Annotated in this window: 20 protein-coding genes and 1 CRISPR repeat array; of the genes, 14 read left to right on the plus strand and 6 right to left on the minus strand. The window is 40.9% G+C overall.

Going from position 1 to position 22,845, the window contains the following annotated elements:
* Positions 1 to 41: 41 nt before the first annotated feature.
* Positions 42 to 1,205 carry a ligand-binding sensor domain-containing protein gene (locus I8748_RS21390; protein ID WP_198126563.1) on the minus strand — a complete coding sequence of 388 codons (1,164 nt, stop codon included), beginning with the start codon at positions 1,203 to 1,205 and terminating at the stop codon, positions 42 to 44.
* Positions 1,206 to 2,087: 882 nt separating this feature from the next.
* Between I8748_RS21390 and I8748_RS21395 the strand changes: the two genes are divergently transcribed.
* The 6 genes from I8748_RS21395 to I8748_RS21420 all read left to right on the plus strand — a co-directional run bounded on the left by I8748_RS21395 (position 2,088) and on the right by I8748_RS21420 (position 7,352).
* Positions 2,088 to 3,518 (plus strand): form I ribulose bisphosphate carboxylase large subunit, encoded by a 1,431-nt coding sequence (locus I8748_RS21395; RefSeq protein ID WP_096551042.1) that lies wholly within the window; start codon positions 2,088 to 2,090, stop codon positions 3,516 to 3,518.
* Positions 3,519 to 3,617: 99 nt separating this feature from the next.
* Positions 3,618 to 3,983 carry a RuBisCO chaperone RbcX gene (gene rcbX, locus I8748_RS21400; protein WP_198126564.1) on the plus strand — a complete coding sequence of 122 codons (366 nt, stop codon included), beginning with the start codon at positions 3,618 to 3,620 and terminating at the stop codon, positions 3,981 to 3,983.
* An 88-nt stretch (positions 3,984 to 4,071) separates the two neighbouring features.
* Positions 4,072 to 4,401 carry a ribulose bisphosphate carboxylase small subunit gene (locus I8748_RS21405; protein ID WP_096551046.1) on the plus strand — a complete coding sequence of 110 codons (330 nt, stop codon included), beginning with the start codon at positions 4,072 to 4,074 and terminating at the stop codon, positions 4,399 to 4,401.
* A 156-nt stretch (positions 4,402 to 4,557) separates the two neighbouring features.
* On the plus strand, positions 4,558 to 5,178 hold the full coding sequence (locus I8748_RS21410; protein ID WP_198126565.1) for a GDSL-type esterase/lipase family protein: 621 nt from the start codon (positions 4,558 to 4,560) through the stop codon (positions 5,176 to 5,178).
* 47 nt (positions 5,179 to 5,225) lie between these two features.
* Positions 5,226 to 5,927 (plus strand): Uma2 family endonuclease, encoded by a 702-nt coding sequence (locus I8748_RS21415; protein WP_198126566.1) that lies wholly within the window; start codon positions 5,226 to 5,228, stop codon positions 5,925 to 5,927.
* Between the two features lie 177 nt (positions 5,928 to 6,104).
* Entirely contained in the window at positions 6,105 to 7,352 is a 1,248-nt protein-coding gene (locus tag I8748_RS21420; RefSeq protein WP_198126567.1) for a ribulose bisphosphate carboxylase small subunit, read from the plus strand.
* Positions 7,353 to 7,499: 147 nt separating this feature from the next.
* Positions 7,500 to 8,696: a CRISPR direct-repeat array (repeat unit 37 nt; unit sequence GTTTCAATCCCCTTGCGGGGTAGTAGAAAGTTGAAAC).
* A 761-nt stretch (positions 8,697 to 9,457) separates the two neighbouring features.
* On the opposite strand, the gene I8748_RS21425 is transcribed toward I8748_RS21420, so the two are convergent.
* The 3 genes from I8748_RS21425 to I8748_RS21435 form a co-directional block, all read right to left on the minus strand.
* Positions 9,458 to 9,901, minus strand: coding sequence for a hypothetical protein (locus I8748_RS21425; protein WP_214662691.1), 444 nt, complete (start codon positions 9,899 to 9,901; stop codon positions 9,458 to 9,460).
* Positions 9,902 to 10,351: 450 nt separating this feature from the next.
* Positions 10,352 to 11,062: a TIGR04283 family arsenosugar biosynthesis glycosyltransferase gene (locus I8748_RS21430; RefSeq protein WP_198126568.1), complete on the minus strand. Its 711-nt coding sequence runs from the start codon at positions 11,060 to 11,062 to the stop codon at positions 10,352 to 10,354.
* A 364-nt stretch (positions 11,063 to 11,426) separates the two neighbouring features.
* A complete protein-coding gene (locus I8748_RS21435) occupies positions 11,427 to 12,290 on the minus strand; it encodes an isocitrate lyase/PEP mutase family protein (protein WP_198126569.1) in 864 nt (287 codons plus the stop codon).
* 160 nt (positions 12,291 to 12,450) lie between these two features.
* Between I8748_RS21435 and I8748_RS21440 the strand changes: the two genes are divergently transcribed.
* The 4 genes from I8748_RS21440 to I8748_RS21455 all read left to right on the plus strand — a co-directional run bounded on the left by I8748_RS21440 (position 12,451) and on the right by I8748_RS21455 (position 16,892).
* The gene (locus I8748_RS21440) at positions 12,451 to 13,719 is read left to right on the plus strand and encodes a tetratricopeptide repeat protein (protein ID WP_198126570.1); all 1,269 of its coding nucleotides are present in this window, start codon (positions 12,451 to 12,453) and stop codon (positions 13,717 to 13,719) included.
* A gap of 104 nt (positions 13,720 to 13,823) precedes the next feature.
* Positions 13,824 to 14,273, plus strand: coding sequence for a DUF3598 family protein (locus tag I8748_RS21445; protein WP_198126571.1), 450 nt, complete (start codon positions 13,824 to 13,826; stop codon positions 14,271 to 14,273).
* Positions 14,274 to 14,516: 243 nt separating this feature from the next.
* A complete protein-coding gene (hisS, locus tag I8748_RS21450; protein ID WP_198126572.1) occupies positions 14,517 to 15,905 on the plus strand; it encodes a histidine--tRNA ligase in 1,389 nt (462 codons plus the stop codon).
* An 84-nt stretch (positions 15,906 to 15,989) separates the two neighbouring features.
* The gene (locus I8748_RS21455; RefSeq protein ID WP_198126573.1) at positions 15,990 to 16,892 is read left to right on the plus strand and encodes a DUF4437 domain-containing protein; all 903 of its coding nucleotides are present in this window, start codon (positions 15,990 to 15,992) and stop codon (positions 16,890 to 16,892) included.
* 33 nt (positions 16,893 to 16,925) lie between these two features.
* On the opposite strand, the gene I8748_RS21460 is transcribed toward I8748_RS21455, so the two are convergent.
* Positions 16,926 to 18,395 (minus strand): amidohydrolase family protein, encoded by a 1,470-nt coding sequence (locus I8748_RS21460; RefSeq protein WP_198126574.1) that lies wholly within the window; start codon positions 18,393 to 18,395, stop codon positions 16,926 to 16,928.
* A 128-nt stretch (positions 18,396 to 18,523) separates the two neighbouring features.
* Between I8748_RS21460 and I8748_RS21465 the strand changes: the two genes are divergently transcribed.
* From I8748_RS21465 to I8748_RS21475, 3 genes are all read left to right on the plus strand, one after another.
* A complete protein-coding gene (locus tag I8748_RS21465) occupies positions 18,524 to 19,318 on the plus strand; it encodes an aspartyl/asparaginyl beta-hydroxylase domain-containing protein (protein WP_198126575.1) in 795 nt (264 codons plus the stop codon).
* A gap of 137 nt (positions 19,319 to 19,455) precedes the next feature.
* A complete protein-coding gene (locus I8748_RS21470) occupies positions 19,456 to 20,463 on the plus strand; it encodes a quinone oxidoreductase family protein (protein WP_198126576.1) in 1,008 nt (335 codons plus the stop codon).
* Positions 20,464 to 20,541: 78 nt separating this feature from the next.
* Positions 20,542 to 20,952 (plus strand): nuclear transport factor 2 family protein, encoded by a 411-nt coding sequence (locus tag I8748_RS21475; RefSeq protein ID WP_198126577.1) that lies wholly within the window; start codon positions 20,542 to 20,544, stop codon positions 20,950 to 20,952.
* 9 nt (positions 20,953 to 20,961) lie between these two features.
* On the opposite strand, the gene I8748_RS21480 is transcribed toward I8748_RS21475, so the two are convergent.
* A complete protein-coding gene (locus I8748_RS21480) occupies positions 20,962 to 21,450 on the minus strand; it encodes a hypothetical protein (RefSeq protein ID WP_198126578.1) in 489 nt (162 codons plus the stop codon).
* Between the two features lie 187 nt (positions 21,451 to 21,637).
* Between I8748_RS21480 and bchI the strand changes: the two genes are divergently transcribed.
* On the plus strand, positions 21,638 to 22,762 hold the full coding sequence (bchI, locus tag I8748_RS21485; RefSeq protein WP_198126579.1) for a magnesium chelatase ATPase subunit I: 1,125 nt from the start codon (positions 21,638 to 21,640) through the stop codon (positions 22,760 to 22,762).
* Positions 22,763 to 22,845 lie beyond the last annotated feature (83 nt).

A 22,845-nucleotide genomic window follows, 5' to 3' on the forward strand; every position in this document is an offset into this window, starting at 1 on the left:
TAACTCCTAACTCCTAATTCCTAACTCCTAACTCTTAACTTTCACTTAACAGCGCGACTGAAAGCAAGATGGGGTTTTGCACTGGTCATTTTGGGCATTAACCAAGCCAGACCTTCACTAGTGCCTATCCACAATTTATTGCCGACATCAGGCACAATGGTTAAAATCCTACTGGAAGGAAGTCCTGGAACTTCACTGTCTAATACAGCTCCTGTATTTGGATTTAATCGTAACAAACCATTGCTAGTACCAACCCAGATACTACCATCTTTGGCAAAACGCACTGCTGTGACGTTACGCCCACGCAACCGAGTCACAGACCTCAACACTGCACCAGTTTTGGGGTTAATCACTAGCAAATTATTCGGCATTCCCGCCCAAATCAAACCTTCTGGACTGATAGTTAAGGCTTGTACTGTCGCCCCTGGTAAATCAGCGATACGTTGCATAATCGTACCTTTGGCGCTATTCACCCGCACTAGTCCATCAAGAGTACCTACCCACACATGACCTTCAGCATCTAAAGTCATGGTATTAGCACTCACACCAGGTAAATTTTTTAATGTTGTCATAATTAAACCTTGGTCGGGACTAACTAAGGCTAAGCCGTTATCGGTTCCAGTCCACAAATAGCCCCGTTTGTCAAGTAACAGTGACAACACCCGTTTAGAAGGTAAAAACAAATTTTGTGCTGTGATTTCATTAGTGCGGGGGTCAACTCGCATCAGTCCTTCATAAGTTCCCACCCACAAGCGCCCGACTTTATCTTGAGCTAATGCACCAATAGCGACATTTGGCAAGTTTACACGAGCTAAAATTTTGCCCGTGTTGGGGTCAATATGTGATAAACCCCGCCAAGAACCCACCCACAGATTACCTGTAAAATCTCCCAGTAAATTGCTAACACGGTAATCGACCTCAAGCGATCGCTCTTCCAGACCCCGTTCATCTGGTAAAGGGTCTACTCGTGGCGGTGGTGCGGAAGGTGGATAAGCAGGCGTAGTCTCCGATGGTTTAATATCGGGGGTTTTTTTTGGCGGGACACCACTACCATTTTTTTGTGCGATAGCTGGATTTGCCATTGCTACAAGCCCTATACTCGGCACAGCAATCAACCCCAGCAACACAGAAGTCATCAATAAACTAATACGCTGACGAAACAAGACCACAGTGACATTTCCTTTAGAGACAGTACCCATAACCATTGCCAAAACTGGCTAACGATTAACATCAGTGTTCCCCCGCTCAATATTTTTTAAACGTCACCGACAAGATTTTTGGGGACTGGGGAACTCGGGGCCCCCTCTGGGGATAAGGGGCAATGGGGATTAGGGACTGGGGAACTCGGGGCCCCCACGACCGGAGGGAGTGGGGATTAGGGGCAATGGAGACTGGGGACTGGGGACTGGGGAAGAGTTTCCCAATTACCAATTACCAATTACCAATTACCAATCCCCAATACAACCACAGTATGCTTTTGTAAACAATTCTTAACAAAATGTTTAAATCTTTATGTAATAACAAATTTAAATAAATAAGTTAAAAATTTTCAAAGAATAACTTATCAATTTCTTGATATATTGTGAGACAAGTTACAAATTACGCGGTGTGCAATTGTCTGAAACTTTCACATACCACTCTGTTGAATCTCCGTCAAGCAAATTCTCTCCCAGTCTTCCCGTCAATAAGGAAGACAACAGAAGTAAGGAGGCGGGAATTTGGGATAATAAGCCCATTTCCCTAATTACCCGGTGTGTAGGGTAAAAATTAAATACTTTCTGCAAGTTGCAAAGTTTTTGTTATAACTGACAAGATTTAGCAGAGTAAAAAGGAACAGAGAAAAGAGAATTTTTACTCATGGGACGAGGGAAAAGTAAAAGCGCTAGGTCATGCACCCAGAAGTGGGGATAACATTTGTAACTAAGTGTTCGCTGCCTAAAAATCGCTACCCTCTGCCAAAGGCAACCTCTAACAAAAAATTTTTCCTGATTTTCCTGTCGGTGATGGCAGGAAAAGGTGGATGTGAGAGGAAATTGCACAGAACGTGATTTGATAAGTAAAAAGAATGACTTCTTGGAAGGGAATTTATGTCTTACGCTCAAACGAAGACTCAGTCAAAATCTGGGTATCAAGCCGGGGTTAAAGATTACAGACTAACTTATTACACACCCGATTACACACCAAAAGATACAGATATTCTGGCAGCATTCCGGGTTACACCCCAGCCAGGAGTTCCCTTTGAAGAAGCTGGTGCTGCGGTAGCGGCTGAGTCTTCCACTGGTACTTGGACAACCGTATGGACAGACTTGCTTACCGACCTAGATCGCTACAAAGGTCGTTGCTACGACATCGAACCAGTTCCTGGTGAAGATAACCAATTTATTGCTTACATTGCTTATCCTCTGGATCTGTTTGAAGAAGGTTCCGTAACCAACATGTTTACCTCCATCGTAGGTAACGTGTTTGGTTTCAAAGCTTTGAAAGCTCTGCGTCTAGAAGACTTGCGGATTCCTGTAGCTTACCTGAAGACCTTCCAAGGCCCTCCACACGGTATCCAAGTTGAGCGTGACAAAATCAACAAATACGGTCGTCCTTTGTTGGGTTGTACCATCAAACCCAAGTTAGGTCTATCAGCGAAGAACTACGGTCGCGCTGTGTATGAATGTTTGCGCGGTGGTTTGGACTTCACCAAAGACGACGAAAACATCAACTCCGCACCATTCCAAAGATGGCGCGATCGCTTCTTGTTCGTAGCTGAAGCAATCCACAAATCTCAAGCAGAAACCGGCGAAATCAAAGGTCACTACCTAAACGTTACCGCTCCTACCTGCGAAGAAATGCTGAAGCGGGCAGAGTTCGCTAAAGAACTCAACATGCCCATCATCATGCACGACTACCTGACCGCAGGTTTCACCGCTAACACCACATTGGCTCGCTGGTGTCGTGACAACGGTATCCTGTTGCACATCCACCGCGCGATGCACGCAGTAATCGACCGTCAAAAGAACCACGGTATCCACTTCCGTGTATTGGCAAAAGCTCTACGGATGTCTGGTGGTGACCACATCCACACAGGTACTGTTGTTGGTAAATTAGAAGGCGATCGCGCCATCACAATGGGCTTCGTTGACCTATTGCGCGAAAACTACGTTGAGCAAGACAGATCTCGCGGTATCTACTTCACCCAAGATTGGGCTTCCATGCCTGGTGTAATGGCAGTTGCTTCTGGTGGTATCCACATTTGGCACATGCCCGCACTAGTTGAAATCTTTGGTGATGACTCCGTACTACAATTCGGTGGTGGTACCCTCGGTCACCCTTGGGGTAACGCTCCTGGCGCTACCGCTAACCGCGTCGCCTTGGAAGCTTGTGTTCAAGCTCGTAACGAAGGCCGTAACTTGGCTCGTGAAGGTAACGATATTATCCGCGAAGCTGCTAAGTGGTCTCCTGAATTGGCTGCTGCTTGCGAACTGTGGAAAGAAATTAAGTTTGAATTCGAGTCAGTTGATACTGTCTGATGTCAAGTTAGGAGTTAGAAGTTAAGAGTTAGGAGTTACATTTAATAATTCATAACTCATAACTCATAACTCATAACTCTTATCTGGCTGGGGTCAAGCATGAATCTTAAGCAAATTGCAAAGGATACAGCCAAGACTCTCCAAAGTTACCTGACATATCAGGCTTTGAGGACAGTTTTGGCACAGCTAGGCGAAACGAATCCTCCGTTGGCACTTTGGCTGCAAAACTTCTCATCTGGCAAAGTTCAAGATGGAGAGGCATATATTAAAGCACTGTTCAAAGAAAAGCCAGATTTGGCATTGCGGATAATGACTGTCAGAGAACATATAGCCGAGGAAGTAACTGATTTCTTACCGGAAATGGTTCGTACTGGCATTCAGCAAGCCAACATGGAACAACGACGCCAGCACTTAGAACGGAGTACACAACTCAATTTCTCCAACCCCAGCCCTGAAACCGAATAGTAGACAAACAAGAGATCCAAGATTTGGATAACTATCCACTTACTAGGTCAACCTAGTAGTAAAACATAGCAACCTATTATCACCAGCCATGCAAACTCTACCAAAAGAGCGTCGTTACGAAACCCTTTCCTATCTGCCTGCTCTGTCTGACGCTCAAATTGCCAAGCAGATTCAGTACATCCTATCTCAAGGTTATATTCCAGCAATCGAGTTCAACGAAACCTCTGAGCCAACAGATTACTACTGGACATTGTGGAAGCTGCCTTTGTTTGGCGCTAAATCTACTCAAGAAGTACTAAACGAAGTGCAAGCTTGCCGTTCTCAATATTCCAACAACTACATCCGCGTTGTAGGTTTTGATAACATCAAGCAGTGCCAAGTTCTCAGCTTTATCGTTCACAAACCCAGCAGATACTAAAAAGGTCAAAGCTGAAAAATACTTCACCTGACACCTTTTAAATTCACTTTCAATCAGAGAGGTAGTTAATTCTGCCTCTCTTCTTTTTCTTAGTGTCTTAGTCGTTCAAAAAATCAAAACTCTCTGCGTCTCTGCGCCTCTGCGTGATATTAAATAATGAACTTCCTACATCTACCAGAAGTAAGAATTTGTTTTGTTGGCGACTCTTTTGTCAACGGTACTGGCGATCCAGAATGCCTTGGTTGGACAGGCAGAATATGTACTAACGCTAATAAAAAAGGTTACGATATTACATATTACAATTTGGGAATTAGAAGAAACACGAGTACCGATATAGAAAAGCGTTGGTTGCAAGAAGTATTGCTTCGCCTACCCAAAGAACATCCTGGCAGAGTAGTATTTTCTTTTGGGCTAAATGACACCACAGTAGAAAATGGTAAAACTCGTGTAGACTTTATAGATTCAATCAGAAATGCCCGCAAAATTTTAAGTGAAGCTAAACAGTTATATCCTGTTTTAATGATTGGGCCAGCACCATATGCAGAACAGGAAGACCCCCAAAGAAAAAAGAGAACTACCGATTTATCAAAACAGTTTGCTTTAATTTGTGAAGAATTGCATATACCTTATTTAGATGTTTTTCCCATATTAGAAAAATCAAATATCTGGATTGATGAAGCAAGAGCCAATGATGGCGCTCATCCCAGAGCAGGAGGTTATACAGAATTTGCTCGAATCGTAGAAAATTGGGACGCTTGGCTAAATTGGTTTAGATAAGAATTGCTTATACTAAATGTAGCAACAATCCTTTGAGGAATCTGCCAATGACATCATCCATAGAACAAAACCTCGATAAAAGTGCAAGAATTCCGCCCTTAGAAAGTGGTGACAGACTCTCACGCCACGAATTTGAGCGTCGATACACGGCGATGCCACATATTAAAAAGGCAGAATTAATAGAAGGAGTTGTTTACCTGGCCTCACCTTTGCGTTTCAACAGTCATGGAAAACCTCATGCAAATCTTATAGGTTGGTTATGGATTTACAAAGTTTCTACTCCTGGAGTTGAGTTAGGTGATAATTCTACAGTACGGCTAGATTTAGACAACGAACCACAGCCTGATGTAGTACTTTTAATCGATGAACGTTTAGGTGGACAAGCACGTATTAGTAGTGATGATTACATTGAAGGCGCACCAGAATTAGTGGCAGAAGTTGCAGCAAGCAGCGCAGCGAATGACTTATATGATAAGAAAAGAGCCTACCGTCGCAACGGTGTGAAAGAGTACATTGTTTGGCAAAGCTTAGAAAATAAACTTGATTGGTTCAGTTTGCAAAACGAAGAATATGTCTCATTAGAACCTGGTACAGATGGAGTGATCAAAAGTCGCGTTTTTCCTGGTTTGTGGTTAGATATACAGGCATTACGTACAGGGGAAATGACACAAGTTTTAGCCGTATTACAACAAGGATTGCATAGTCAAGAACATGCAGATTTTGTGCAGCAGCTAACAAGAAATTTTTAATTTATAGCCGTAGGCAGATGTATTAGGACAAGATTGATTGCTATTAGCCTTGGAACAACTAGGTTTTCACTCAGCACTCAGCACTCAGCACTCAGCACTTTGCTATAAAAGCTAATGAAAAATAGCACCCAAAAAAACTTAACATTATTCTAGACCGTATTAAGTAAAGATAATTTCATGAGTTACTATATTGCTCCTCGCTTTTTAGATAAACTTGCCGTCCACATCACCAAAAACTTTTTGAATCTTCCTGGCGTGCGAGTACCCTTGATTTTGGGGATTCATGGACGTAAAGGTGAAGGCAAGACTTTTCAATGTGAATTAGTCTTCGAGAAAATGGGTATCGAAGTCACCTTGATATCTGGCGGTGAATTGGAAAGTCCAGATGCAGGAGATCCAGCAAGATTAATTCGTCTGCGCTATCGTGAAACAGCAGAATTAATCAAAGTGCGCGGTAAAATGTGCGTGCTGATGATTAATGATTTAGATGCGGGTGCAGGACGCTTTGATGAAGGCACTCAATATACAGTAAATACCCAATTGGTGAATGCCACATTGATGAATATTGCTGATAATCCCACAGATGTGCAGTTGCCTGGAAGTTATGATTCCACACCTTTACGTCGTGTGCCAATTATTGTCACAGGTAATGATTTTTCCACCCTTTATGCACCATTAATTCGGGATGGTCGGATGGAGAAATTTTATTGGGAACCCAACCGCGATGATAAGGTGGGAATTGTTAGCGGAATTTTTGCTGAAGATGGACTTTCACAGCGGGAAGTAGAACAATTAGTTGATACTTTTGCCAATCAATCGATTGACTTTTTTAGCGCTTTGCGTTCCCGAATTTATGACGAACAAATCCGTAATTTTATTCATGAAATCGGTTTTGAGCGGATTTCCTTGCGTGTGGTGAATAGCGTAGAAGGGCCACCAACCTTTAAAAAACCAGATTTCAGTCTGTCACATTTAATTGAGTCTGGTAAATTCATGGTGGGTGAACAAAAACGGGTACAAAGTTCACAGTTAGTTGATGAATATAATCGACTCAATCGAGGTAGAAATTATCAATCTGCACCATCTGCTGCTGAGGAAATTAGTATTCAGCCGTCAAGCAATGGTTCTGCAAAACAGAAAGCATCAAATACCCATTTGAGCCTAGAGACACAAGAACAAATTAGACAAATTTTGTCTCAAGGTTACAAAATCAGCATTGAACACGTAGATGAGCGTCGTTTCCGTACAGGTTCTTGGCAAAGTTGTGTTAACAGCCACATCGATGGAGAGTCAGATGCCATCTCAAGTTTAGAATCGAGTTTAGCTGAATATAGCAATGAGTATGTGCGTTTGGTAGGAATTGATCCGAAAGCCAAGCGTCGGGTGATAGAAACGATTATTCAGCGTCCCAATGGGAAAAATTAAAAAGTCCTAAGTGTTGAGTTCAGAGTTATAGCAAGATTGCACCCCACCCCTTAATCCCCTCCCCGTCAACGGGGAGAGGAAATAAAGTGTAGTAGTAAGTTGAAATAAGCCACAACTCTTAGGCGCTTAATCCATCTTTCCCTGGTAGTTTTAATCCCCTTGTGGGGTAGTAGTAAGTTGAAACGCGACCACAATTTTTACTTCCTTGGCTTGTTGTAAGTTTCAATCCCCTTGCGGGGTAGTAGAAAGTTGAAACAACCCCTTTCTTTTCTTGTGAGGATTCTTCTAATAATTGTTTCAATCCCCTTGCGGGGTAGTAGAAAGTTGAAACCTCATACACAATTCATAAAACTGATCAGGTTTTTTTGCGTTTCAATCCCCTTGCGGGGTAGTAGAAAGTTGAAACTAACTCAAAAATCTTGTAAAAGCTCAGATGTAGAAGTTTCAATCCCCTTGCGGGGTAGTAGAAAGTTGAAACATACATCATCATTCTTAGTAAAAATTCTGTTAGCCTGGTTTCAATCCCCTTGCGGGGTAGTAGAAAGTTGAAACTCAGCAACCTGACCTAGAAAATATGCAAGGTGCTGGTTTCAATCCCCTTGCGGGGTAGTAGAAAGTTGAAACCCTTTTTGGTAGTGCTATCGATAAAATAAAGACGTTTCAATCCCCTTGCGGGGTAGTAGAAAGTTGAAACTAGGAGACATAGCAGGCAAGACAGTAGAAGTTGTTTCAATCCCCTTGCGGGGTAGTAGAAAGTTGAAACAGTCTATCAATATATATGCATCGCTAAAAGATGCAGTTTCAATCCCCTTGCGGGGTAGTAGAAAGTTGAAACTTTTAGAATCAGCTAGTAACAACAATGGTACTAAGGTTTCAATCCCCTTGCGGGGTAGTAGAAAGTTGAAACAGTGTAGGGCACAAAATAATTGTGACATCTTTGAAACGTTTCAATCCCCTTGCGGGGTAGTAGAAAGTTGAAACTCTAGCGTGGCTGTAGAGTCTCAAGAAGCTAGTTGAAGTTTCAATCCCCTTGCGGGGTAGTAGAAAGTTGAAACACGACGATGCCCCCGGCTTGCGGCTAGGTACTCGTTTCAATCCCCTTGCGGGGTAGTAGAAAGTTGAAACTTGCACGATGTAGCAGTTTAGAATTGAATTTAATTATTTGTTTCAATCCCCTTGCGGGGTAGTAGAAAGTTGAAACTTGAAGCATTGATGAGGGTAATACCTAACCCTTAGTTTCAATCCCCTTGCGGGGTAGTAGAAAGTTGAAACCCTGGTTGTAGTTGTTGATACAGCAGCATTAGGTTGTTTCAATCCCCTTGCGGGGTAGTAGAAAGTTGAAACTCTGCCTTCTGAAACTATTACTGAGCAAGCTTTCTGTTAGGGTTTTTGGCGGGGGAGAAATTTTGGTTATTTTCAGCCGCTCTTATTACAAAATAGTTGCAGTTACCCTAACTGTTGAAAGGCTGTAATTATTGATTTGTCAAGGTTCTGGCGATTTTGGCGGGACTCCAGGGATTTTGCCCCCGCTTCGCCCTGCCAAACATCAAGCTGATTACATAATCATAATTGATTGTTTGTTATTGTCGAGGTTTTATGAACTATATGTAACTTTTTACAGTAAAACTTCATGCTTATTTAACGTGAGTTCGACAAGTGCTGTTTTGACCTCTCCCCCATCCCCTCTCCTACAAGGAGAGGGGAGTAATACCAATTCTCTAAAATCCGGCAACACATTCAAACGCCAAAACCCAGACTATACCTGAGTAGAGACGATTCGGCGAATCGTCTCTACAATTACGAATTACCCCCCGGGTTCGGCAGTCCCCCATCGACGGGAACCGCCAAGACGGGGGCTGCCTCACGAATTACGAATTGGTATAAAACCCTTATTTTTTCGTTACTCCTCCCTCTTTTTACGGAGACGCAACTTCGATCCTACAAGAGTTGCTAATGCACTATTTTAGCTGTGTCAGTCCACTATGGATTTTGAGCGTTTTTCTGAGAACTAGATTTTAAGCGGCGGATGGTGCTTTTGCAAATGCGATCGCTCGATATATACTAGCTGCAAGTTTTACTCAGCATAGCAGTTTGTATTTATTTTTTTATATTGAAGCCTCAGCATTTGTCAGTACAGGAAACCAAGTAATTAAGCTGGTTTTAAATAAAGTAGCAGAATCAATGACACGAGGTATATCTATTGTTTTTTGACGCTCCCACGAAGGATAAATGTAATTTTGTAGCCAGCAAGTAAGCTCCCAAGAATACTTGTTAGATATCTCGTTTAATAGAACTATCGCGCTATTTTGCGATAAAAAGCTAACTTCTTCTCCAAATAAATCTAAGCAAAAAGCTAAAGTTTGCAAAAGGCTTTCATATTTAACATTATTTTTATTTTCTTCTTCTAGACAATAATTAATAATAGAAAAGCTAGCTATACTTAAATCCAAACCATCAGAAGCAAATATAAAACTCTCACCATTTTTCTCAGACTCATAATCACTAGGAAGCCATAAATCTCTACAAAAAAACTGGTAATCTTTAGACATAATTATCCTAATTTTCTCAACTTTTGTCAAAAGGAAAAAACTCTCATAATATTAGATTGCCATTAGTCGGATTCATAATTAAATAAAATTATGACAAAGTTTGATTTTTGAATATATTCACAGGCAATTATGATGCTTTTAACATATTTTGATCCTTTAGAGAATTAAGGATTGATTTATTAACAATACTCCCTACTGCTAGATTCAATACTATTTGTATCTAAAGCTACTAATTTATAGCTAACTAATGTAAGTTAGATATTAACATCACATTTAGCTGTTGCTTAAACTCTTTTACGCACTAATTTAGGGAGTTATGAAAAATGAACAAATAACAAACAGATGAATATAAATAGCATAATTACTAATATCAAATTTTAAAATATTTCTGAAGATAGACAAAAAACTTATCTGTGTATCAATTGCTAAAATGATTGCAGTATAAGCTTTTCAAGTTTTTCTAAATTTCCCTTGGCGATACCAGCTACGAATTTGTTCGGGTGAGATACCAAGTAAATAAGCAATAATAACTATTTGATTTAAGAGCGTAGTTTGGAACACTCCTTTTTGTAACCATCTCCTGGCTGAGGTGACAACAGGCACAGAAATAATTACAATCTTGCCAGTGCGTTTTAAACGACGCATGAGTTCAAAGTCTTCCATAATTGGCAATTCAGGAAATTTACCAATTTGCTGAAATACTTCTTTTGTTAAAAAAATTGCTTGGTCACCGTATGGCATTTGCCAAAAATGCGATCGCCACTTGACTCCCCACTCCACCCATCGCAAACTCAAAAGCGGTGCATTAATTTGCAAAGCAAAGGCACCTGCTACTGTTCCAGGTTTTTGCAAAGCTGTGCGAACCATCATATCAAAGTTTGTCGGTAACCGCGTATCTGCATGGAGAAATAACAGAATTTCACCGCTAGCAGCTACAGCACCAGTATTCATTTGACTAGCACGACTAGGAGACGATGGAATAACTTTTACACCCAATGATTCAGCAATTTCTACCGTGTCATCTTGGGAACCACCATCTACCACAATTACTTCTATATTTGTACTGGATTGAGTAGTTGCAATCGCTTCTTTAATATTTCCTGCTTCATTAAGAGTCGGAATAATAATCGAAATTTTAGCAGCGCCAATATTCTGACTCATAATTTTTGATATTGTAAATCTACTGAGTTTGATTTTAACTCTTATTAGGATGATGCCAAATTACAGAAAGACTAGATCAATATAGGCGGTTTGCATGGTAATAGGTAATGGGTGATGGATAATGGGTGAGATGTGATGACTAATAGTAAAATCCAATTACCAATTACCCTTCGGGTGACGCTCGCAAGCTCGCTAACGCTGCGCTAACGCCAGTCGCTCATGGGGGACTCGGGGCCCCCACGACCGAAAGGGAGTGGGGATTGGGGGAGAACCCCCAAGACCGCGCTGGCTCACCAATTACCAATTACCGACCTCCACAGGTATCACAAGTATTTAAACGGACATGATATGACCCATTTTCTAACTAAGATTTAAACTCTTGTTCCATTTGCAGATATTTAGGAACACCGACAAGTTCTTGAAAATCTTTAAAGTTAATCAAGTCGGGAAAATTAGCTGTGGTTCCCTGTTCTTTGAGATGACGCAAGCAAGTACTCATCACCTGTGTTACTGTTAACAGGGCAGTGAGTGGGAAAAAGACAATTTTGAAGCCTAAATTTTGTAACTCGGCGGCAGAAAGTTGTGGAGTTTTACCACCTTCAACAATATTGGCTACTAGTGGCACATCTGGGAAAGCAGCAGCTATAACTTGCAGCTCTTCAATAGATTGAGGAGCTTCTACAAACAGTATATCTGCCCCTGCTGCAATGTAAGCTCGACCACGAGCGATCGCTTCGTCTAAACCCAGCGGGCCGCGAGCATCAGTACGAGCAATAATTACCAAACCACTATCACCACGCGCCTCTACCGCTGCTTTGATTTTTCCTACATGTTCGGCTTGAGCGATGACTCGCTTCCCTTCAAAATGACCGCACTTTTTGGGCCATTCTTGGTCTTCTAGCAACACTCCAGCAACACCCAACTGCACAGCATCCTTGACGGTGCGGATCACATTCAAGGCATTACCATAGCCGGTATCTAAATCGGCAATTAGGGGAATATTAACTGACTGAGTAATTCGGCCCACACTGTAAAGCATTTCAGTAGCCGTGAGAAAACCGTAATCTGGTAAACCCAACACAGAAGCTGCAATACCAAAGCCACTGGTAGCCACTACCTCAAAACCTATCTGTTCAGCCAATTTAGCACTCAGACAGTCATAGACACCAGGAATAACTAGAATTTCAGGACGCGCAAGTAACTGTCGCAGTTTTTGTCTAGAAGACATAAAGCAATATACAAAAGGGGATTGGGGACTGGGGTACTGGGTATTAGGAAGATATTTTAATTAAAATTTGGGAAGGGGCAGAGTAAATTCCATAATTTTTAAGAGTTCTAACCTAATCCCTAATCCCTAATCCCCAGTCCCTTTTACTTAAGCAAATGCTATGAATGATGAATTTTACAATCAAGGATTAGAAAAAGCGCAACAAAAAGACTATGCAGGAGCGATTGCAGAATTTAACCGTGCTTTACAACTGACGCCTCACTTTCCTGAAGCTTACTTGCAAAGAGGTTTAGCCTATTATGACTCAGGAGCAATTCACCAAGCTGTCTCAGATTATACAGAAGCGCTCAGGCTGAATCCTGAGAGTGTAGAAGCATATTATTGTCGCGCATTGGCAAGGGTGACACTGAAAAATCTGCCAGGGGCGCTGTCAGATGTGGAAAGTGCAATTCGCCTAAATTACAATTATGCTGCGGCTCATAACCTGCGGGGGATGGTGCGGCGCAAACAAGGATATATTCAAGATGCGATCGCTAGCTTTAAAAAAGCGGCAGAATTATACTTACAACAAAAAGACAAAGAAAATTGTCGGCTGTGTTTGGAAAAGATTAAACAGCTACAACCACCAGAAAAACCAGTGGTTGAGCAACAAATTTCTACGAATGTACCCATCATATCCACAAACGCATATTTCACCCAGTTATTAGAAAAAGCAGAAAAGGGAGACACGCGGGAGGCAATTGCAGATTTAAACTGGGTATTGCAAGCTGATCCGCAAGACGCCCAAGCTTATTGTTGCCGTGGCGTGGTACGTTGCAAAATGGGGAATTATCGAGAAGCGATCGCTGACTTTAACCAAGCACTGTTATTAAACTTTCAAGATGCCGTTGTTTATCGCAACCGCGGCAAAGCACGCTCACTTTTAGGTGATAATCAAGGAGCGATCGCTGATTTTAACCAAGCTCTGCAAATCCAACCCCAAGATGCCCTAGTCTATGTTGGCAGAGGCAACGCCTATCGGGCAATGGGTAATTATCTCGGTGCAATTGCTGACTATACCCAAGCTTTGCAAATCAATCCCGATGATGCTCAAGCTTACTACAATCGTGGCATTGCCTACACTTTTTTAGAAGAAATGCCATCGGCTGTTGCAGATTATCAGCGAGCAGCTAGTATTTATTGTGAAAAAGAAGATTGGGACAATTACCACCAAGTCTTAAATAGCCTGCAAAAAATCAACAAATCTCATCCTGAGTCCAGACATCAAAAGTATAATTTACTACGTCAGCGGGTGTTACGATTAGTTGGGGGATATTGGGAAATTGCCCAAAGATTGATAGAACAGAAGCGAGATTATTATCCTGGGATGACAGATGAGTGGTATTTACAACAAGTAATAGATGATTTGGAACGCGATCGCGGCAGATAATAGATGATTGTCACAGTCAAAAGTCAAAAGTCAACAGTCATCAGTCAACAACTGTAACAGAAACAATTTATTTCTTGGAGTTCTCATAGTCTGGAGTTGTATTAATGTCTAATATACGCGAAGAAATGCCTATACTTGCCCGTCATGAGGGAGATTGGGTAGGAACATATACATTAATTGATACACAAGGGAAAATCCTTGACAAGTATGAATCTCATTTAACTTGTCAATTTCCAGAAAATGCTCCCTATCCCTACTACCAAATCAACCGCTACAGCTGGGCTGATGGTAAAAAAGAAGAGTATGAGTTTCCAGGAATCTATAGTGAAAAAAATCTTTTATTTGATACCAATCGCATTAAAGGTAGAGCTTGGGAAGCAGATGATTCCACCGTTATTTTGCATTTTACATACAAGGAACAACCAGAGATGTCATTATATGAAATGATACTTCTTAGTCCTTGTAATAACTACCGCGCTCGTACTTGGCACTGGTTCAAAAACCATCAACTTTTTCAGCGCACTCTCATCCAAGAAGAACGGCTACGCTCATAACTTCAACACTCACCAGATGCTTGATAAACTAAATTTTAACTTCCCAAGTGCGTTACACTTTGTTAGCGCACTATTTTCTGAGTAAATAAATTCAATGGACTTAACACTCCCCTCCTCGCTTGCGGGGAGGGGTTGGGGGTGCGGTTGAAGCATATTTCCTGCAAACGAGAACCACCATATATCCTAAATAGCTACTTTTAATCTAAAATCTAAAATCTAAAATCTAAAATCTACAATAAAGTCATGGCAAAAGCAGACAAAATCAATTTCTCAACTCCTAGTGGTTTTCCAGAATTTCTTCCCGGCGAAAAACGCCTAGAAGTATATTTACTAGATACCATTCGTAGAGTGTTTGAAAGCTATGGCTTTACACCCATCGAAACCCCAGCAGTAGAACGTTTAGAAGTGCTACAAGCCAAAGGTAATCAAGGCGACAATATCATTTATGGTATTGATCCTATTTTGCCACCAAATCGACAAGCCGAAAAAGATAAAGCAGGAGAAACAGGTTCAGAAGCTAGAGCTTTAAAGTTTGATCAAACAGTTCCTTTAGCAGCATATATTGCCCGTCACCTCAATGAATTAACCTTTCCTTTTGCTCGCTATCAAATGGATGTAGTTTTTCGTGGTGAACGTGCAAAAGATGGACGTTTTCGGCAATTTCGTCAGTGTGATATTGACGTAGTTGCGCGTCGAGAACTCAGCTTGCTGTATGATGCTCAAATGCCTGCAATTATCACTGAAATATTTGAAGCAGTAAATATCGGTGATTTTCTAATTCGCATCAATAATCGTAAAATTCTCACAGGTTTCTTTCAGTCAGTAGGAATTGCAGAAACCAAAATTAAAACCTGTATTAGTATCATCGATACTTTAGAAAAAGTAGGTGAAGCGAAAGTCAAGCATCACTTAGAACAAGAAGGTATTGCAACAGAACAAACTCAAAAAATCATCGACTTTATTAAAATTGATGGTACAGTTGACGAAGTGTTAGATAAACTCAAACACCTTGCTCAAAATTTACCAGAAGCCGAACAATTTCAATTGGGTGTCACTGAGTTAGAAACAGTAATTGCAGGCGTTCGTAATCTAGGTGTCGCCGAAAAACGTTTTTGTATTGATTTATCCATTGCACGTGGACTTGATTACTACACCGGCACTGTTTACGAAACAACTTTATTAGGACACGAAGCCTTGGGTAGCATTTGTTCTGGCGGCAGATATGAAGAACTAGTAGGGACATTTTTAGGTGAAAAAATGCCTGGCGTTGGCATTTCCATTGGCTTAACTCGCTTAATTAGTCGATTACTAAAAGCTGGTATTCTGACCAACTTACCTGCCACACCAGCACAGGTAATGGTAGTAAATATGCAAGAGGATTTAATGCCCATTTATTTAAAAGTGTCACAAAATCTGCGCCAAGCTGGAATTAATGTTATAACTAGCTTTGACAAGCGGGCTTTGGGTAAACAATTCCAACTAGCAGACAAACAAGGAATTCAATTCTGTGTAATTATTGGTTCAGAGGAAGCAGCAGCCCAAAAGTCTTCACTCAAAGATTTAAAAACAGGTGAACAAGTAGAAGTATCCTTAGAAAATTTGGCAGAGGAAGTTAAACGCCGACTATTTTAATTAAAAATTAATTTACTTAGTGTAAGCGCATTACTTGATGAATGTACCATACTAGCTAAAATTCACTGCTTGAGGCACAAATACATGGAAAATATATACAATCCTGCGCCCAAAGACCAGACAAATGAACCATTGCATATAACCTCTATTGAGGAAGATTGGGGTGGAGACGGTAGAGGACGCATGAACTTATCAGGAAGGCGTACTGCAATTTCTCCAGAGTACATACCTCGTAAATATATTTTTTTTGACAGCAATACTGTACCAGAAGAACGGGAATGGCGAATCAATGGAATGCCGGATGAAGTAGCAGTTGGAAGCCGTAGATTACTAACATGGCAAGATTGCGGGGCTTCTACATCAAGAGTCGTGTTGCCAAACCGCTTTAAAGCAAAATCTGGCATATTTACCACTGATTTAGAGCTTTTCGTACTTAAGGGAGCGATTCAAATTGGTGAGTGGAAACTTACTAAACATTGTTACTCTTTTATTCCTGCTGGAGTGCAATTTGGTGATTGGCAGGTGTTAGGTAATGAAAATGTAGAAATCTTATGGATGGAGAATGGCTATTTAGAATATAAAAATTTATCTCATAATCATCCAAATGCTAAGTTAAATGAATATATCCCAGTCTTGGATAGTAAATTACTGCCGTGGGCTAAAACGGATACAGTTCAATTTATCAAAGCAAGTAAAAAATGGTTAAGGAAAGATGCTAACGGTGGTGGAGTATGGTTACTAGCTATCTTGCCTCACTATGACGGTTACTATGCAGAAATACAATGTTATAACGAAGAAGGTTATTGTTTAGCTGGATACTGTGATATTGGAGATTATCGTCTTAGTAAAGATTGCTTTGCCTATGTTCCCAGTTTTACCATAGCTCCTTGGCATAGAACAGATGATGGCGGTTTATTCTTTATTAGAATTGATAGAGATTTATCAAAAACTGCTACAGTTTTGTCATATGTAGACAGTAATGAATAGAGATTTTAAGCAACAAGATTTATTGCGATTACTTTAACATCTTTTCAAATAGCGACCAGTGGCTGAACCTAGAACTTTTCCGTTGTTGTAAATAAGATTTCCTCGCAAAAAAGTTGTTTTGACTTGTCCTGTTAACTCCACTCCTTCAAAGGGTGTGTAACCTTGTTGTGACTCTGACTCAGCAGCGCGAACAACAAAACTTTCATGAGGATCTAAAAGTACTAAATCAGCATCGTAACCAACTGCAATATCACCTTTTGAACTTAACCCAAATCTCCGCGCAGGATTCCAACTTAATAACTCAGCCATGTGGTTATAAGACATTCCCCGCTTACTACCTTCACTAAATACACCAGAAAGTAAATATTCTGTACCACCAAAACCAGATTTTGCTAACCAAATATTATTCGGGTCTTTAGCACTTCTTTTTTGTTCAGCAGAACAGCAAGCATGGTCGCTAACTATCCAATCTACCTGATGGTTGAGTACTGCTTGCCATAAGTATTCTACATCAGTACGGGGACGAATAGGAGGGTTTACTTTTGCCCAGATTGTATTAGGTGTATCAACATCTAAAAGCAAATGTCCAACAGTCACTTCTCGCCGAAAATTGATGTGAGGAAAAGCAGTTTGCATAGTCAAAGCTGCTTCCATTGCTTTACGTGAACTCAGGTGTAACAAATTGATATTTGCACAGTTAGTCTCATGGGCTAAATAAGAAGCAATGCAAATTGCTAAGCCTTCAGAATGGGGAGGACGCGCTGCACTGTAGGCGTGCAGTCCGCTAAGACTATAATCATTTTCAACTATTTTAGTATAGGCGTTAAGAATTTCTGCAACTTCGCAGTGCAAACTCAAGCTAATAGTATCTCGTGCTTCTGGATGTGCTTCTATTAAGTGAGTGAGACCGCGCATAATAAATTCAAAATGGGCAAAGTCGTAACGTTCCTCTTTATTAATCATCAAAAATAAGTTTTGCTGGTCTGACAAACCATGCAACCCATAACCACCATAAAACATGAAGATTTTAAACGAAGATACACCGTATTCCTCAAATAGTAGAGGTATTTCGTCAATATGCTGACTGGCTATAGGTGCGATATGATAGCTATAGTCAACATAAAAATTACCTGCGGATAAGGCTAATACTTCTGGAAAAAAATCTTTGTAAGAGCCGCCTTTATTGAGATAATACTGCCCTGTGCGGATGTAGTTAAGACTAGTTGTGACTCCCCCCATAGCCGCTGCTTTGCTTTCAGTCACAGCATCTTTATCTAGGGGTTGATAGATACCGATGTGCATATGAGCATCCACCACCCCAGGAAAGGCTAACAAATTTTTACCATCAAATACCTGTTTGCCTCTGTCTGGGCTAATATGAGGAGCAATCTGAGCAAATTTTCCATCTTTAATTCCTAAATCAAGTAGTTCAATATCATCCTGATGGGGACGAACTACTCGCACATTTTTGATAATTTGATCTAATAGGGAAGCTTCAGACACAGTAGACCTCACACTAAAATGGATGAATACTCTGATTGAGTCGGAATTTCAACATCGTACCGGAAGGCTGACCAAATACCATTATTATGTAACGGTTTTTTATGAAATCATTTTCAGGAGAAAAGACAATGGAAACTTTTAATGAATATCATCTGAATCCAGAAGAATTTCCTTTTCTCAAAAGCTTTCAAGATAACTGGCAAGAGATTAGAGATGAATTTACAAACTTTATGCAGCAAGCATCTGATGAGGAGCTAAAATTCACTTACGAGATTTTGGGGCCTAAAAATAAAACTATTAAAACTAAGGGTAATTCAAAATACACTGCTTTTGGGATTTTATTTCAAGGTCTATTTATTGAAGAATATATTCAACAGCATCAAATACAATATCCTGATTATGCTTCAAATGAAGTATCAGAAAAAGCGCTGGTATTGAGAGAGAAATATTTCTCCAATTTGGCTAAGGTGATAGAAAAAGTCAACTTTAGTAATGATAATATTATCAGAAATGTGTATTTTGGGATATTTCATCCAGGCTTGGATGTGAAGCTGCATGTCAACTATAACCCTCATATGAATCGTGGCTATTTAGGATTAATTGTGCCAGAGGGAGATATAGCTATGAAAATATGCCATGACAAGCTTTATTGGCATGAAGGGAAATTCATGATTTTAGATCATAGCTATCCGCACTGCCCGCATAATTACACCAATTATGACAGAGTTGTCTTGGTTATCGACTTTTTTAAACCGGATAAACCTAGAGAGGAAGTCATTCGATTTGAGAAAGAGCAAGTCACACAACGTATGCAAGATAATCCTTACAGCTTAGGTGTTTTTGGTAAAAACGATCAAGCTCAAGTAGAAGATTTTATCAAATACGGTTTAGCTCATCAGTTAGAGTGGGATAAAGCTTTATAAGTTGAGGATTTACGTAAGTCTCATAAATTGGAGTTGAGGCTGTCAATGGTCAATACTTTGATGTTGGTGGTGTGTTGCGCTGCGCGACAACGCACCCTACATTCATATAAATCTGTAATTAGATAATAAATCTGACAATGAATGCAAGAACTTACAAAAAATTAATAGCAAAACAACTAAATCAAGATTTTAAATCTGCCGTTGAAATTGTTGAAATACCTCTTCCTGTACCTGCTGGTAATCAACTTTTGATTCAAAACAAATTTGCTGGAATTAACGGTGGTTTTGATACATTAATTTGTCGTGGTGATGTTCCTTATGTTAACTTAATTCCTCCTTTTGATTTGGGTGTGGAAGCTGTGGGAGAAGTTGTGGCTATGGGTGAAAATGTCAAAGATTTTCAAATTGGTGATGCTGTCGTCACTACAGCCCGTGGTGGTGGTTATCGAGAATATCAGGTTATTGATGCAAATTTAGCAGTGAGGGTGCGCCAAGCTACACCAGAGTTGCTAACACTCATGCCTACTGGTGTATCAGCTTTGGTTGCTTTAGAACAAGTGGGGGAGATGAAAAGTAATGAAGTGGTTTTGGTGACAGCAGCCGCAGGGGGAACTGGTCATATTGCGGTACAATTGGCAAAGCTAGCAGGTAATTACGTAATTGGTACTTGTAGTTCTGAAGCTAAGGCAGAATTACTCAAGGAATTAGGGTGCGATCGCGTGATCAACTATCGTACAGAAGACCTCAACCAAGTCCTTAAGCAAGAATACCCCAACGGCATTAATGTGATTTTTGACTGTGTAGGGAAACAGGTTTTCGATACTTGCGTGGAAAATTTGGCTATTCGGGGACGGTTAGTGGTAATTGGTTTTATTTCCGAATACGCCAAAACCCCAGAACAAATTACCCAACCGCGCATTTATCACCAGCTACTTTGGAAAGCTGCTTCAGTTCGCGGCTTTCTCATGTCTAATTATCAAGAATATATGACAGAAGCACGCGATCGCCTGTTTAATCTCTTCTACTCTGGTAAACTCAAAGTTGCTATCGACCAGACTCAGTTTAACGGTATAGAGTCCATTCCTGCTGCTGTAGAACACTTGCTGAGTGGTAAAAATTGTGGAAAAGTAGTTGTCAGGTTTTAGCGATAGATCAATACAGCCTTCAATTTAAGTTTTCATCTGAAATTTTTCTCAAGTTTTAAATACTAAAGGATAGTTACAATGATAGAAAAGACAGAAAATACTTTAAAAGTTGCTCAGCAGGCCTTTGAACATTTTACAAAAGGTTTAGCCACTGGTGAATGGCAAGCATTTATAGATATACTCACCGAAGATTTTACCTTTTGGTTTCCAGTAGGACAATTTCAGGGTTGGAATGTAGGAAAAGAACGAGCAAAAGAATTTTTTCTATATGTTTCTGCATCCTTTCAAGAAGGACTTCACCTGAATTTAGACAGCGTGACTAGCAATGAAACAACCGTTGTTTTTGAGTTTCATGATGAGGGACGTTTGTTTACACAGCCTTATAAAAATCGGGTAGCTGTTTCCTTTGATGTATGTGAAAACAAAATTTGTGGCTATCGAGAATATTTTGGAAGTGATGGAAAATCGTCTTTGTTGACTGATGACTGATTACTTTTATTAGTTATTTTCACAGTTAAATTCTTTGAGTTCTCTGCATTTCGCTTCTGCCGCTTGATATGCTACTAAGTATTCTTGGCCACCCAACATCACATCGCCGTAATATTCATAAGGTGCATCACCATAGATTGGTAGCGGATCGTCTTCTGGATAATCTTCTTTGGATTCTTCTATTATTGCTTTGAGTTGCTTAACACTCAAAGTTTGTGCTGCAAAATACCAAAGTTCCTGATGAGTTTTACGCAAGTGTGGGAGTGTGGGATCGACAATGCGTACAACAGAGTCTTCACCGGAAACATCGCTTAACTCAATCCAACTGTGTTCAATGGGTTGGTATGGTTTGCGTGCAACAGCTAAAAACCCCTGCACATACTTTGCTCCTTCAGTGGCTAATACTGCTCTATAAGCATTTTCAAACGGCTGATTAGCCTTGCTTTTTATGCTTTCAGCAATTTTAAGAGAAAGCGTTTCATCCAATGCTTTGTTCATCACAGGGGAGATTAGAGCGCTAACTACAATATGGTATCACTGTCAGTTGTCAGTGGTTAGTGGTCAGTGATCAGTTGTCATTTGTTCTTTTCCCCTGCTCCCCATCTCCCCATCTCCTCATCTCCCTACACCCCAACTGTGGCACAATAAAGAATTGTAATAAGAAAAATATTGTTAAGGTAATTTAGTGACTCCAACTGCTCAATCCACGGCAAGTGCGCGTCGCGTGGTGTTTCCTTTTACGGCAATTGTGGGCCAGGAAGAAATGAAACTGGCGCTGCTGTTGAATGTCATTGATCCCAAAATCGGTGGTGTAATGATTATGGGCGATCGCGGCACCGGCAAAACCACAACTATCCGGGCGCTGGCGGATCTACTGCCTGAAATCCCCGTGGTTGCTAATGATCCTTTCAACAGTGACCCCAGCGACCCCGATTTGATGAGCGATGAAGTCCGCCAAAAGTTGGAACAAGGGGCAGAAGTTCCTGTAAATCACAGAAAAGTCCAAATGGTAGACCTGCCCCTAGGAGCCACAGAAGACCGAGTTTGTGGCACCATTGACATCGAGAAAGCTTTATCTGAAGGTGTCAAAGCTTTTGAACCAGGACTGCTGGCTAAGGCTAACCGGGGCATCCTCTACGTGGATGAGGTCAACTTGCTGGATGACCACTTGGTAGACGTGTTACTTGACTCGGCTGCTAGTGGATGGAACACTGTAGAACGGGAAGGTATTTCTATCCGTCACCCAGCCAGATTTGTGCTTGTCGGTTCTGGCAACCCGGAAGAAGGTGAATTGCGTCCTCAACTCCTAGACCGCTTTGGGATGCACGCAGAAATTCACACTGTCAAAGAACCAGCCTTGCGGGTACAAATCGTTGAACAGCGAGCAGAATTCGACCAAAACCCCCCAGAATTTCTAGCAAAATACCAATCTCAGCAACAAGCACTGCAACAGCAAGTTGTCAATGCTCAACAGTTGTTGAAGGAAGTAAAAATTGACTATGACCTGCGGGTGAAAATTTCTGAAGTCTGTTCGGAACTCGATGTCGATGGTTTACGGGGTGACATTGTGACTAACCGCGCCGCCAAAGCATTAGCAGCATTTGAAGGGCGTACCGAAGTCACAGTTGATGATATCCGGCGTGTAATAACTTTATGCCTGCGTCACAGACTGCGGAAAGACCCCCTAGAATCAATTGATTCCGGCTACAAAGTAGAAAAAGCTTTTGCCCGAATCTTTGGTGTCGAACTACCGGACGATGATGCTGCACAAAAGAACGGTGTAGGTCAAAAATTAGGAGTTAGGAGTTAGGAGTTAGGAGTTAGGAGTTAGGAGTTAGGAGTTAGGAGTTAGGAGTTAGAAATTCTCCCCATCCCCCCCCTGCTCCCCTGCAC

The sequence above is a fragment of the Amazonocrinis nigriterrae CENA67 genome, assembly GCF_016056305.1.
In the GTDB taxonomy this organism is placed as follows: domain Bacteria; phylum Cyanobacteriota; class Cyanobacteriia; order Cyanobacteriales; family Nostocaceae; genus Amazonocrinis; species Amazonocrinis nigriterrae.